Consider the following 13,875-nt stretch of genomic DNA (forward strand, 5'->3'; position numbering starts at 1 on the left):
ACGAAGCGGACTCGGTGTCAACTGTGTCAACTTCAGCGTGACGCTCACCGATGCTGACACTCGCCACCGTCACCCCCGGTGAACCCGAGATCTTCGCCTCGCTGCAAGGCGAAGGGCGCTCTGCCGGGCTGCCCTGCACCTTCGTGCGGCTGAGCCGCTGCAACCTTGCCTGCAGCTGGTGCGACACCGCCTACACCTGGCGGTTTGAAGGCGAAACCCGCCCGCACCGCGATGGCGTGGTATTCGAGCGCGAGGCCAATCAGGTCGTGCTGAGCGAGGAGGACGTCGCCGCCCGGATCATGGCGCTGGGGGGTAACCGTCTGGTCATCACAGGCGGCGAACCGCTGCTCCAAGGCGCGGCACTGGTGCGGATGGTGGCCTTGCTGGACGGCCACGCGGTGGAGATCGAGACCAACGGCACCGTCGCCCCGCACCGCGAACTCGCTCCGCTGGTCAGCCAGTACAACGTCAGCCCGAAGCTTAAGCATTCCGGAAATACCGCCGCTATCGCGTTGATTCCGGAACGTCTTTCGGCATGGTCAAATGAACCTAAAGCGCACTTCAAGTTTGTGGTGGCCACGCCCGATGACCTTGGCGAGGTACTCGGCCTGATCGAAGCGCACACCATTCCCAAGGCCCGCGTCCAGCTGATGCCCGAAGGCACCAGCAGCGCCGTGTTGCGCGCACGCGAGGCGTGGCTGGCGCCGCTTTGCCTGCAGCATGGCCTTGGCATGAGCGACCGGCTGCATATCCACCGCTACGGCGATACGCGCGGCACCTAGCGGCCTTGTGCGCGCCAGCGCTGGACGGTGCGCAGGACCATTTCTTCCTCGCCGCCGCTGCTGTTCCACAGCTGCGAGAACGAAGGATCTTCAGAGGCCGGACGCTTTGCTTCCTCAAGTTCGTCAAACGCAACGCGGATCGGGATCGACACGCCTTCGCCGCAGATGATGCATTCGCGGTTGCGCAGCGCCGGGATCGAATCGAGGAAGCCGCGCGCGCCTTCGGGCATCGCGGCTTTCACAAAGGCCTGATCGCGGTCGTTGTTGAGGCGCATCGAGATGATCGTGCCGCACTGCGAGAGCACGCCTTCGGCAAGGTCCGACGGGCGCTGGGTAATCAGGCCCAGGCTGATCCCGTACTTACGGCCTTCCTTGGCGATCCGGCTGAGGATCCGGCCCACGGACGATCCGTCCGAGTTCTTCTCGGTGGGGACATAGCGGTGCGCTTCTTCGCAGACCAGCAGCACTGGCCGGGTCTTTTCATCGCGCGACCAGATCGCAAAATCGAACACCAGCCGGCTGAGCACCGCGACCACGGTGGAGGTGACATCAGAAGGCACACCCGAAACGTCGATGATCGAGATCGGCTTGCCGCGGCTCGGCATGCGGAAGATCTTGGCGATGAATTCGGCCATCGTATCACCCACCAGCATCCCCGAAAACAGGAACTGGTAGCGCGGATCGGCCTTCAGCTCGTCGATCTTGGTTCTGATCCGCATGAACGGGGCAGAGCTGGTCGCCTTGTCAAGCTTGCCCATCTCGGTCTGGATCATGTTGGTCAGATCAGACAGCAGATAGGGGATCGGGCTGTCGACGGTGATCTTGCCCATCGTTTCGGCCAGCCGGTTCTTGGACCGCGCGGCGAGCAGGCACTTGGAGAGAATGTCCGAATCCTCCTGCCGGTCGTTGCCGGTCGAAGTCAGGAACACTTCGCAGTGCTCCTCGAAATTCATCAGCCAATAGGGCATGTTGAGGTTGGACACGTCGAAGATCATGCCGGTCTGCTTGAACGCCGCCGAATATTCGCCGTGCGGGTCGATCATCACGATATGCCCTTCGGGGGCATGTTCGCAGATCCGGTGGAGGATCAGCGCGGCGCTGGTCGATTTGCCGGTACCGGTCGAGCCGAGCAGCGCAAAGTGCTTACCCAGCATGGCATCGATATACAGCCCGGCGCGGATGTCCTTGGTGGGAAACACCGTGCCAACCTGGACCGAGGTGCGGCCATCGCTGGCGTAGATCTGTTTGAGATCGTTGCTGGTGGCGGGATAAATCAACGCGCCGGGGATCGGATAGCGGGTCACCCCGCGGCGGAACGAGTGGATCCGCCCGGTCAGGCGTTCCTCGTCGCCTTCGCCGAGGAAGTCGATCTGGGCCATGATCCCGCCCGGTGTCTTGGCATCCTGACGCTGGGTGCGCACCGAGGCGAGCAGCCAGCCCTTGCCGACACGGATCTTGATCTGGCTGCCGACCTGTCCGGCCAGCGCGACCGACGGATCATCATCGGCGGCGCATTCCTGCAAGCGCTGCAGATCGAGCGCGATGGCCGAACCCGAACCGGCAATTTCCAGCACGATCCCGATCGGCTCGCGGGCATTGTCGAGTTCCTGGGCCTGGCCGCCAGCCTGGGCCGCCTGGCCCCGGTCAAAACCCTGTCCGCTCATGTCGTTCATAACTGTCCCTGCGTCCCCTTCACGCCGCAACGGCGATCGGCACTTTTGGTAGGACAGAGCGGTTAATATAGCGCTAAATGGTTCACACCAGTGCGAACAGGCGCCCGGCGAGGAAGCCCATCAGCACCGACAAGGCGACCGCCAGCAGGCCGTAGAAAAACCCGTTATTGCGCGCGAAATTGGCGATCGCCAGCTCAAGCCCGGTCTTGCGCACTTCGACCCGGCTGATCGCCGAGGCCACCACTTTGCCACCTTTGATGGCAAAGGTTTCGGCGGTGTAGGTGCCGGTCTGGACCGACGATGGCAGTGCGATGCGCGCCTGGTACAGCACCTGCTTGCTGACCGTCACCCCGATCGGGTTCTCCTTATAAAGCCCCTCGCGACCGAGCAGATCGATCAGGCCGGCGCTCATTCGTGTCTGAACCTTGGGATCATAGGAACCGATCGGCGACAATTGCAGCCATGGCAGGCCAAGCTCGAAAATCGCCGCGGTCTTGTCCCCCACGATCTGCTTGATCGGGCGTGACGAGGCGACCGCGAAAAAGGTCGGTGCCGAGCGGAATTCGGCGCTGTCGGCATTGACCCAGATTCCGGCAATGCGCTGCTTTTCGCGCAAGACGATCGAGCGCGTCGGACCTTTCAGCACCACGACGATATCGTAATCCTGCCCGGCGCGCGTACCCTCGGGGGTCAGGATCGCACCGAACAGCAGCAGTTCGGTGCCGCGAAAGCCTTGCCGCACCTGCACCTCGTGCTGCGAAACCTCGGGCACCAGGATCGGATCGCTCGCACCAAGGAGGAACAAAGCGCACAAGGCTGCGAGCAGCGCCCTCACGATGGCACCACGGTGAAAATCTCGTCGGGCTGCCAGCCCAGCCCCAGCGCCATGCGCAGCGCCACCAGAAGGACCACTGCCGCCAACACCAGGCGTAACTTTTCAGCCGGGAATTGCTGGGCCAGCTGCGCCCCGATCTGGGCCCCCGAAACCGACCCGAGCAGCAGCAGCGCAGCCAGCACGATATCGACCGCGCGGGTGGTCACCGAATGCATCATGGTGGTGGCCATGGTGACGAACAGGATCTGGAACAGCGAGGTGCCGACCACCACGCTGGCGCTCATGCCAAGGATGTAAAGCATCGCGGGAACCAGCACGAAGCCCCCGCCAATCCCCATCAGCATGGTCAGAATGCCGGTGAAAATGCCCAGAATCAGTGGTGCCAGCGGCGAGATGTAGAGGCCCGAGCGGTAAAACCGCCAGCGCATCGGCAAGTTGGCGACCATCGGGTGGTGGCGGCGTTTGCGGGCTGGCACGGGAACCCCGGTTCTCTGCGCCTTCAAGGCCTGCCAGCTTTCGCGCGCCATGATCGTGCCGATCGAGCCCAGCAGCAACACGTAGAGCAGGTTGATGACGATATCGATCTGGCCAAGCGCCTGCAGCAGGCTGAACAAGGCTGCGCCCAGGCCGGTGCCGATGATCCCGCCGGCCACCATCACTGCGCCCATTTGGTAATCTACCCCGCCGCGGCGCGAATGGGCAAAAACGCCCGAAACGCTGGCCCCGGTGACCTGGCTGGCGGCCGATGCGGCGGCAACGGTGGGCGGGATGCCATAGAAGATCATCAAGGGTGTGGTCAGGAAACCGCCCCCTACCCCGAACATGCCCGAAAGGATGCCCGTCAGCGCCCCCAGCGCGACGATCACCAGGCCGTTGACCGAAAGGTTGGCGATGGGAAGGTAAACATCCATGTCTGCCACGCTGGCCTAGCCCAGCGACACGGCCAAAAAAAGGCCGGTGCGGCTAGAATCCGGCAGAAAGTGTCAGCACGGCCCCGCTGCCGGGTGCAGCCTGCCCCGCCACGCGAATGCGGTAATCGGCCGAGACCCGCGCGCCTGCCGGGCCAATCGGCAGCGAAAGCGTTGCGGTGGGCCCGACATCGAGCCGGTTGGCGCCGCGCTGTGCCCCGCCCCAGGCGCCGCCGCCAGCGCGCAATTCGAGCCGGCCGCTGCGCAGAAACGGCTTTTCGGCCCGCGCCTGACCATCGACGAAAGCAGTGGCATCGCGCCCGCCGACATAGCCGGCCTGAACATAGGCCTCGCCGCGCAGGCCCAGCGGAAGCGCGGCCGGCGGCAACTGGCTGACCACCGCGGCGGCCGGCCGGACAATCGTGCCGCTGGTGGTGCGCGTCACCCGCGCTTCGGCCATCAGTGAAAATGGCACCCTGGCCAGCGGACGGACGGCAAAGCCAACCGCCACTTCCTCACCGCGCGGGTATTCAAGTCCGCCCGACGCGCGCAGATACAACGCCGGCTGCAAGGGACTGGTCAGGCTGAGACGGTAGCGCAGCACCGCGCCGGCCTGACTGCCGCCGTAGAAACCGACCGGCACGACCACGCCCGGCAGTCCCGCGCCGGGCGCATTGAAGCCGTTGCCGCCTTCGCGCAGTACCAGCCAGGCATCGCCAGACCAGCGCGAACCGGCGCTCTGAACCAGCGCGGCTGCACCCGGCAAGCGCGCGCTGCGCGGCGTGTCCATTGCGCTGCCTTCGTCGATCGTCGGAATGCTCATCGCGGCCGAAAAGAGTTCCTGATGCCCGGCGGAATCGGCCGGAGTCTGGCGCTTGCGCGGCGCAGGGGCAGTTTCAGAGCCGGGTGCCAGTGAAGCTTCGGTCGCCATGATCGCAGGCTGCAGGATGGTGGGCGGCGTGATCGGGCCGGCCGGTTCCTGATTGAGCGGACCAGGGGCCATGAGCGGTGCGGCGGGGCGGGCACTTGGGACGATCCGCGGCGCAGCTGGACGCGGCGCCTTGGCCGGGCGCAGCGCCTTCGGATGGGCCGCAGCGGGCGCTGCCGCTTCGACCGGGGTCACCTTGGGCGCTTCCCACATCGCTGCGCGCGCGCCGACCCAGCTGACCATCAGCAGGATCAGTGCCAGCAGCGGGTGCCCGCGGCGGCGGATGGAACTGTTGTGCCCGCTCATGCCTCGGCCCTTTGCAGCACAGTGGCAAAGGCGGGGTGAGCATCATGTACGGTCTTGTCCCAGGTTACCCGTCCATCCTGCAGCGACCGGAAATAGGCAACAATCGCGCGGCGCCCGGCCATGATCGCGATGATGTTGCCCACCGGGATCCGCAGGACCGATAGCAGGCCCTCGCGCCAGCCATATTCGCGGCCAGTAAAAACCGCGCGGATCGAAGCGCGCCAGGCAAAGCCGGCAAAGCTGGCCAGCAGCATCAGGCGCAGCGGCGTGGAAAGTTGCAGCGCATCGACCTTGCCCAGCGCATGCAGAACGATCAGCACGGCATCGAGCACCAGCAGCAGGTAGGCGGCGGCCAGCACCAGCGCGGTCAGCGGCCCGCGCCGGTCGCGCAGCGCCATCCACACTTCGACCGGGCTGACGGTCCAGCCGATCCGTTCCCAGCCCTGGAACGCGATCCCGTGCACCCAGCGCGTCTTTTGCCGTACCGCAGCATCGAGCCGGTTGGGGAAATAACTGCGCGTCGCCACCAAGGTGCCGGCATCGTCGCGCAGCCGCAGGAAGGCACCACCGCGGCCCTGCCGGCTCATCACCAGGCCAAGTTCATAGTCCTCGGTCAGGCAATCGGGCGCAAACGGCCCCGCCTCGCCTTCAAGCAGGCGTTGCTGGGCCAGATCGGCGAGCGCCGCGCGCGAAAAGCCGCAGCCTACCCCGGCAGCCGGAATCGCTGCACCCAAGGCCGCGCGCACGACCATGCCTTTGGCGTGGTTTTCGGCAAATTCGTCGGCATAGGTCCCCGCCACCCAGCGCGATCCCGGCTGCGGTTCGGGCCGCACGGGCAGCTGCACGAAATCGCGCATCACCAGCGCCGCATCGATCGCCTGCAAGGCGCACGGGTGCACCATATCTTCGGCGTCGTGCATGATAACGTTGGCGAAATTCACCCCGCGCCGCGCTTCATCGGTGGCCATCGCCCGGTAGAGCCGGTTGAGGCAATCGGCCTTGGTTGTCGGCCCGCGCGCCGCCAGTGTGACCAGCCGCACCCGCCGATCATCGCCGATCGCGCGGACCGCCGCATCGAGCGTGGCCGGATCGTTGCGATAGCACCCGACATAGACCGTCAGTTCACGCTGCGGCCAGGTTGCCAGCATATAGGCGATGGTGGTGCCGATCACCTGCGCTTCGCCAAAGGCCGGCAACAGCACTGCGACCGGGCCCGAAAGCGGTTGCGCGCCATAACCCACCGGCAGGCTCGGGGTGCGGATGCGACCGGTTAGCCGCAGACCCAGCCAGGCAAGGTCGACCGCGAATTCATCAACCAGGCCAATGCAGAACCAGAAAGCGCTGAAGGCCAGCAATTCACGCTCGACCAGCAACAGCCAGTCAAGCGCGTTCACCGCCGATCCTGCCTCCCCAATCATGCGACTATTTCGCCCCTTCGCGCAGACTCAAGAAAATCAGCCTATCGGCTAAGCATTGGCTGTCAACGCGATTGACTATTCGGAAGTGATTTCTTGTAAAATATTTCAGCAGGACGCTTTGAACTGCCAGCAACCGGTTTAACTTGAACGAAAGCGAATTTTGTCGGATTCGCACCGGCATGATCAAGCGCCGCCATCCGATCTCGTTGTTCGCCAAATCTGCGGTACGCCTGTTCGGCGGCGAGGCGGGCGCGGGGTTGCTGCTGATTGCTGTGGCACTGGCCGCCCTGGTGCTGGCCAACTCGCCCTGGGCCGCAGCCTATCACGATCTGTTCCACAACGCGTTGCCGTGGACGCCGGTGGCCAGGCTGACCAATCTGCACCTGTGGATCAACGACGCCTTGATGGCAGCATTCTTTTTCGTCGTCGGGCTTGAGATCAAGCGCGAGGTGCTGGACGGCGAACTATCCCAACCCGCGCAGCGCCGCCTGCCAGTGCTGGCGGCGGTGATGGGCATGGCGATTCCGGCGCTGGTATTCCTGTGGGTGACACGCGATGTTCCGGCATTGGCGCGCGGCTGGGCAATCCCGGCAGCCACCGACATCGCCTTTGCCGTCGGGGTGATTGCGCTGTTGGGCAAGGGGTTGCCGCCAGCGCTTCGGCTGTTCCTGCTGACCGTTGCAATCGTCGATGATTTGGGCGCGGTGGCGATCATCGCGCTGGCCTATAGCGCCGGGCTCGACACCATGTGGCTGGCCGCGGCGGGTGCCGTGCTGGCCAGCTTGGCGGCGCTGAACCGGTTCGGAGTCAAGCATGGGCTGCCCTACGCACTTGGCGCAATCGCGCTGTGGTTTTGCGTGTTGCATTCGGGCGTGCACGCGGCCGTGGCGGGGGTCCTTGCCGCGATGACCGTGCCGCTGGCGCTTGACCGCCAGGGTGAAAGCCTGCTGCTGCGGATGGAACATGTGCTGGCCCCGGTCAGCGCCTATTTCGTCGTGCCGGTGTTCGGCCTGGCCAATGCCGGGGTGGCGATCCCGCTGGCACTGCCGCAAGGCCCGGCGCTGGCGCTGCCGATGGGTATCGCCCTGGGCCTGCTGGTGGGCAAGACCGTGGGAATTTTCGGCGCAGTGTTCCTTGCCGAACGGAGCGGCTTTGCGCCACGTCCGGCCGGGGCCAGCTGGCTGCAGGTGGCGGGGCTATCCGCGCTGTGCGGGATCGGCTTCACGATGAGCCTGTTCATCGCGCAGCTGGCCTTCCCCGCCAGCCCGGATCTGGTCGAGGAAGCCAAGCTGGGCGTGCTCGCCGGATCGCTGCTGGCCGGGCTGATCGGCTACGCGGTGCTGCGCCTCGCGCCGCGCCGGGTCTGATCTTTACCAGCTGCCCTCATTGGGCATCGAAACCCACGGCTCGGCAGGCGGCAGGTTGCCATCCTGCAGCAGTTCAACCGAGATGCCGTCGGGCGATTTGACAAAGGCCATGTGCCCATCGCGCGGCGGGCGGTGGATGGTATGGCCTGCCGCCAGCAGCGCCCCGCAGGTTTCGTAGACATTATCGACCCGGTAGGCGAGGTGGCCGAAATTGCGCCCGGCACCGTACTCCTCGGGGTCCCAGTTGTAGGTCAGTTCGACCTCGGCGATGCCGTCCTGCCCGGGTGCGGCCAGGAAGATCAGCGTGAAACGGCCCTGCTGGCTGTCAAAGCGGCGCAATTCTTCAAGCCCGATCAGCTTGAAAAAGGCGATGGTGGCTTCGGGATCGGTAACCCGGATCATGGTGTGGAGAAACTTGGCCATAACCGGCACTCTAATGCGAAAGGCCCGCCCCGGACAAGCCGGAACGGGCCTTGCTGCAAGACAAATGGTTGCCGGATGGCGTCAGAACGCCAATTTCACCGTGCCCAACACCGCATCATCGGAGTAGCCATCGATCGATGCGCCATCGACACCGATATAGGCCACGCCGACCGATAAGGCCGGGGTCACGTTGGCGCTGGCGCCGACCGAGTAGTCAAACCCGCCATCGCTGCTAACGCCGGTCAGCAGATTGGGCGACAGCGCCCCATCGGTGTAACCAAGGTGCGCATTGAGGCTGACCGGGGTGCCCGGCAGGCCGGCGCCCAGATCGGTGAAGACATACAGATTGTCATCGCCGCCCAGTGCATCCTGATTGGGAGCATAGTTGACCCCAACCTTGGCCGTCGCCGGGCCTACTGTGGTCGAAAGCGAAGCATAGGGTTCGATGAAATTGCTGCTGGCCAGCGGGTTGGTACCGTTGGGATAGGTATACCAGGTCACCCCGACATCGGCCGCCAGGCCGCTGCTGATTTCGCCCGACCAGCCGGCATAGATATCGACTTCAGCCGAACCGTACGTATCGAATGCATCCTGTTCGATGCTCGAAGCCCAGGCACCGAGGTAGAATCCGCTCGCATGGTTGACCTGGATCGTACCCTGAATGGCGAAATCGCCAGCCGAGGCGGAAATTCCACGCCAGCGGTAATCGGAAACGCCGGTAACATTGCCCGAGACCGTCAGATCGGCCGGTGGATCGGTTTCATCGGCGAAGGCGGGTGTTGCCGCGAGGGCGGTGCTAGCGAGGAGCGATGCGGCGAGAAGGCCGCGAAGTGAGGTGCGCATATCAATCTTCCCTTGAACGATTGCAGATTGCTTTCGTCCCGCCTGCAAGCGGTCCCTTGTTTCTCGTTGACGGAAACTTTTGGGCCGCGTTGAGGCCGGACTGCACAATTTTGCTGCAACGCACAAGACCAGATCGTTCCCTATTATGCGTTAACTGAGCCAGGTGTGGTTTTGCCGCCACGCCGAAACAAGGCGAGAGCCGCCGCGCCATTGTTCGTTAAGCCCTGCCCGGCTATAGCCTCCCGCAGCGAAATTTGCCCCATGCTCAAAACCTTGCGCAGCCTGTTCGGCCCCGGATCCGGTGGCCCCACCCCCGCCATTCCGGCGGGAAACCGCGTCTATGCAGTGGGCGATGTGCACGGCTGCCTGGCGCAGTTCAATCTGCTGATCGCCGCCATCGAAGCCGACGATGCCGCCCGCAAGGGTGCCGATACCACGATTGTGCTGCTGGGCGACCTGATCGACCGCGGACCCGACAGCGCCGGGGTGGTCGTTGCCGCCCGCGCGCTTGCTGCCCGGCGCAAGGTGCGCCTGTTGATGGGCAATCACGAGGAAATGATGCTCGATGCACTGCAATGCACCGAGGTCCTGAAGCATTTTCTGCGCTATGGCGGGCGCGAAACGGTGCTGTCCTATCTGGCCGACCCGGCGGCTTACCATCTGGCCGAGATCGATGCGGCGCAGGCCCTGTTCCGCGCCGCGGTTCCGCCCGAACACCTGGCCTTCCTGCAGGCGATGGAAGACCAGATCGCAATCGGCGATTACCTGTTCGTTCACGCCGGGGTGCGCCCCGAGGTGCTGCTGGACCAGCAGCGGGTGGCCGATCTGCGCTGGATTCGCGAACCCTTCCTGTCGCACCGCAAAAGCTTTGGCCCGGTGGTGGTGCATGGGCATACCATCACCGACAAGCCCGAGGTGCGGCCCAACCGGATCGGCATCGATACCGGGGCTTACCGCACCGGACGCTTGACCGCGCTGGGGCTGGAAGGCACCGCGCGCTGGCTGATCGAGGCCGTAACGGATGAACAAGGCGCGGTTAGCGCCGCATCAAGGACGCTTGCATGAAGATTGCTATGGTAGGTTCGGGTTATGTCGGGCTGGTTTCGGGGGCCTGCTTTGCCGATTTCGGCCACGATGTGGTCTGCATCGACAAGGATCCTGCCAAGATCGACAGCCTGCGCGCCGGGATCATGCCGATATTCGAGCCCGGCCTGGCAGAACTGGTCACCTCCAACGCCAGGTCGGGCCGCCTTTCCTTCACCACCGATCTGGCTGCGGGCATCGCCGGCGCAGCGGCGATCTTCATCGCGGTTGGCACCCCCAGCCGCCGCGGGGATGGCCATGCCGACCTCTCGTTCGTCTATGCCGTGGCTGAGGAAATCGGCCAGCATCTGACGAACGATGCCGTGGTCGTCACAAAATCGACCGTTCCGGTGGGCACCGGTGACGAGGTCGAGCGGATCCTGTCCGAAGCTGGTCTGACCGTGAAGTTCGCGGTCGCCTCGAACCCCGAATTCCTGCGCGAAGGCGCGGCGATCGACGATTTCAAGCATCCCGACCGGATCGTGATCGGCACCGAAGACGAATGGGCGCGGAGCTTGATGCGCGAGGTCTATCGTCCGCTGTTCCTGAACAAGAGCCCGATCCTGTTCACCAGCCGCCGCACCAGCGAACTGATCAAATATGCCGCCAACGCCTTCCTTGCGGTCAAGATCACCTTCATCAACGAAATGGCGGATCTGTGCGAAAAGGTCGGCGCCGATGTGCAGGACGTTTCGCGCGGGATCGGGATGGACGGCCGGATCGGCGCGAAGTTCCTCCATGCCGGCCCGGGCTATGGCGGATCGTGCTTCCCCAAGGATACCCTCGCGCTGCTCAAGACCGCCGAGGACTATGAAGCCCCGACCCGCATCGTCGAGGCGGTGGTCAAGGTCAACGATGCCCGCAAGCGCGCGATGGGCCGCAAGGTGATCGATGCGCTGGGCGGGGCCGACGCGGCGCGCGGCAAGAAAGTCGCGATGCTCGGGCTGACTTTCAAACCCAACACCGACGACATGCGCGATAGCCCCGCAATCGCCATCGCGCTGGCGCTCGCCGATGCCGGGGTGGCGGTGGCCGCCTATGATCCCGAAGGGATGGAGCTGGCCGCGCCGCTGATGCCGGGCGTTGAGATGAAAGCCAATGCCTATGCCGCCATCGATGGTGCCGATGCCTGCGTGATCGTCACCGAATGGGATGCCTTCCGCGCGCTCGATTTCGCCCGCGTCAAAGGCCTGATGAACGCGCCAGTGCTGGTGGACTTGCGCAACATCTATGATCCCGCCGAAGTGCGCGCGATGGGCTTCGCCTATTCCAGCGTGGGCCGGGTTTAACTACCCAATTCTGCCAGTGCCAAGGCCAGACGGCGCGGCTGGCTAATTCGTTAGGCGGTTGGCCCCCTCTCGGTTAGCTTCAGCCCGGGTCGGCAGGTATCGCGGGGGGACAGCGATGAACGCGCAGGCCGGGCAGTCACAACTTTTCGGACATCCGCGCGGGCTGACCGTGCTCGCCACGACGCATCTGTGGGAGCGCTTTTCCTTTTGGGGCATGCAGGTACTGCTGATGCTCTACATGACCAAGTACCTGCTGTTGCCCGAACACGCCCGCAATGTTCTGGGCCTCGGGGCCTTTCGCGCAGCTCTGGTCTCGATCTTCGGGCCGATGACCGATCTTGCCTTTGCAGCGCAGATAGCCGGGCTTTATTCAGGTCTGCTCTATGGCACCCCGCTGATCGGCGCCTGGCTGGGCGACCGTGTTCTGGGGCGGACGCGGACAGTAACGATCGGCTGTTTGATGATGTCGGCAGGACATCTGGCGATGGCCTCCGAACAGCTGTTCCTGCCTGCCTTGATACTGATCATCCTGGGTGGCGGCGGGGTGATCGGCAACATGTCGGCGCAGATCGGGTTGCTCTATGCCCCTGACGATCATCGCCGGACACGCGCCTTCGGAATCTATCTGATCACGCTCAATATCGGCGCGCTGATAGCACCGCTGATCATCGGCACGCTGGGCGAGAAGGTATCGTGGCACTGGGGCTTTGGCGCGGCGGGCATCGGCATGGTGATCGGCCTGATCACCTATCTGGCCGGACGCAGGCACCTGCCCCCTGATCAGATCAGCCAGCGCGGACAAAGAGCCAAGCTCTCCCGTGCAGAGTGGCGCAAGGTGGCAGCGCTGCTTTGCCTGCTCATCCCCTATTGCCTTTACAATGCCGCCGCCTTCCAGGCCTATGGCATCATGTATGTCTGGGCCGACAAGGCCGTCGATCGCACCGTGCTGGGCTGGGAAGTGCCAGTCACCTGGATCGGGATCGTTGACGGCATTCTGACAATCGTGGGGATCATCATCGCCACCCGGATCTGGAACGCGCTGGAGAAACGCGGACGCGAACCGCATGATTTCACCAAACTGGCGATCGGCTATGCCGGGATCGGGGCAGCCTTCCTGTTTGCCGCCGCAATCGCGCTGCTGCCGCTGGTGCCGATCGCATTGTGGATCGGCTTCTTCATCCTTCTCGACCTCTGGTACGGCTGGGCCGATCCGCCGCTTCAGGCACTGGTATCGCGCGATTCGCCGGCCTCGGTCACCGCGACGATGATGGCCCTGCTGTCGGTCAGCACGATGTTCAGCTTCTTTCTGATCGGCTGGATGGGCCGGTTTTTCTGGTACTTTGAGCAAGTAGATTTTAAGCAAATGGGACTAGATCAAGAAATTTTGCGTGATATTGCAAATTCAATTGATAAAGACCTTGAAAACTTGCCCGATGCTCAATTGAGAAAACTTTGTAGAGATTTAATTTCATTGCTTTTAGAGAATAAAAAACAATGGAGTTCTGCATGGACTAAAGGAAAATCCAATGATTACAATGAGTCTTTGAAACCTGATTATCCTCTTTACGGATTCATTGCTGATATTGCAAAAATTACTCCAAACCAAATTATTTACCAACCTCATTGTCGTTTAGGGGCAATGTTCATTAAATTCAGTAATGAATTTTCAGATTATAACTTGCAATTTATTGGACAAGATTTTCATTCTCACGGAGAAACTTTTACTTGCAAAATTAATTTATTTGCGAACAGACTTGAAAATGTTTCTTCGATTTACTTGGGAAACCCACTAAACATTTTAGAAAATCAAGTTAAAACCAAAGCCGACATTGCAATTGCTACAAATTATCCGCTCGGATCGCTTTATCCGACTGAGGATTATATTAATGTTTCTCATCTTGAAACAGGTGAGAAGATTAACTCTTATGAAGTAGCTTACATTGAATTAATGTTGGCAATGACAAAAGACGACGGCAAAGTCATTATCCTTGTTCCCGACAGTTTTTTAATGAGTAATCAA

At 62.8% G+C, this 13,875-nt stretch carries 12 protein-coding genes; 5 read left to right on the forward strand and 7 right to left on the reverse strand.

Translation table 11 applies throughout. From position 1 onward, the window contains the following. Positions 1–50: 50 nt before the first annotated feature. Positions 51–782: a 7-carboxy-7-deazaguanine synthase QueE gene (locus tag RMN99_RS10845; protein WP_309623336.1), complete on the forward strand. Its 732-nt coding sequence runs from the start codon at positions 51–53 to the stop codon at positions 780–782. On the opposite strand, the gene RMN99_RS10850 is transcribed toward RMN99_RS10845, so the two are convergent. The 5 genes from RMN99_RS10850 to RMN99_RS10870 all read right to left on the reverse strand — a co-directional run bounded on the left by RMN99_RS10850 (position 779) and on the right by RMN99_RS10870 (position 6,826). Further along, positions 779–2,455, reverse strand: a complete 1,677-nt coding sequence (locus tag RMN99_RS10850; RefSeq protein WP_409035249.1) for an ATP-binding protein — start codon at positions 2,453–2,455, stop codon at positions 779–781. The two genes, RMN99_RS10845 and RMN99_RS10850, sit on opposite strands and share 4 nt — an antisense overlap. An 82-nt stretch (positions 2,456–2,537) precedes the next feature. Further along, on the reverse strand, positions 2,538–3,290 hold the full coding sequence (locus RMN99_RS10855) for a TIGR02186 family protein (RefSeq protein WP_309623337.1): 753 nt from the start codon (positions 3,288–3,290) through the stop codon (positions 2,538–2,540). Then, positions 3,287–4,201, reverse strand: a complete 915-nt coding sequence (locus tag RMN99_RS10860; protein WP_309623338.1) for a sulfite exporter TauE/SafE family protein — start codon at positions 4,199–4,201, stop codon at positions 3,287–3,289. The genes RMN99_RS10855 and RMN99_RS10860 overlap by 4 nt, the downstream gene beginning before the upstream one ends. 52 nt (positions 4,202–4,253) lie before the next feature. Beyond that, positions 4,254–5,432 (reverse strand): hypothetical protein, encoded by a 1,179-nt coding sequence (locus RMN99_RS10865; RefSeq protein WP_309623339.1) that lies wholly within the window; start codon positions 5,430–5,432, stop codon positions 4,254–4,256. Further along, positions 5,429–6,826 (reverse strand): glycosyl transferase family protein, encoded by a 1,398-nt coding sequence (locus RMN99_RS10870; RefSeq protein ID WP_309623340.1) that lies wholly within the window; start codon positions 6,824–6,826, stop codon positions 5,429–5,431. Before RMN99_RS10870 ends, RMN99_RS10865 begins: the two co-directional genes overlap by 4 nt. Positions 6,827–7,029: 203 nt before the next feature. On the opposite strand from RMN99_RS10870, the gene nhaA reads away from it, so the two are divergent. Further along, complete coding sequence (nhaA, locus tag RMN99_RS10875; RefSeq protein WP_309623341.1) at positions 7,030–8,217, forward strand: Na+/H+ antiporter NhaA; 1,188 nt, start codon at positions 7,030–7,032, stop codon at positions 8,215–8,217. A gap of 3 nt (positions 8,218–8,220) precedes the next feature. Here nhaA and RMN99_RS10880 read toward each other — a convergent pair whose 3' ends face one another. Both RMN99_RS10880 and RMN99_RS10885 read right to left on the reverse strand, forming a co-directional pair. Then, positions 8,221–8,640 (reverse strand): VOC family protein, encoded by a 420-nt coding sequence (locus RMN99_RS10880; RefSeq protein WP_309623342.1) that lies wholly within the window; start codon positions 8,638–8,640, stop codon positions 8,221–8,223. An 81-nt stretch (positions 8,641–8,721) separates the two neighbouring features. Beyond that, a complete protein-coding gene (locus RMN99_RS10885) occupies positions 8,722–9,483 on the reverse strand; it encodes a TorF family putative porin (RefSeq protein ID WP_309623343.1) in 762 nt (253 codons plus the stop codon). A gap of 261 nt (positions 9,484–9,744) precedes the next feature. Between RMN99_RS10885 and RMN99_RS10890 the strand changes: the two genes are divergently transcribed. From RMN99_RS10890 to RMN99_RS10900, 3 genes are all read left to right on the forward strand, one after another. Next, on the forward strand, positions 9,745–10,548 hold the full coding sequence (locus RMN99_RS10890) for a metallophosphoesterase (RefSeq protein WP_309623344.1): 804 nt from the start codon (positions 9,745–9,747) through the stop codon (positions 10,546–10,548). Further along, positions 10,545–11,855: a UDP-glucose/GDP-mannose dehydrogenase family protein gene (locus RMN99_RS10895; protein WP_309623345.1), complete on the forward strand. Its 1,311-nt coding sequence runs from the start codon at positions 10,545–10,547 to the stop codon at positions 11,853–11,855. Before RMN99_RS10890 ends, RMN99_RS10895 begins: the two co-directional genes overlap by 4 nt. A gap of 115 nt (positions 11,856–11,970) precedes the next feature. After that, on the forward strand, positions 11,971–13,875 hold a 1,905-nt coding region (locus RMN99_RS10900; RefSeq protein ID WP_309623346.1), incomplete at its 3' end, for an oligopeptide:H+ symporter.

It is taken from the genome of Novosphingobium sp. (genome assembly GCF_031417815.1).
GTDB lineage: Bacteria > Pseudomonadota > Alphaproteobacteria > Sphingomonadales > Sphingomonadaceae > Novosphingobium.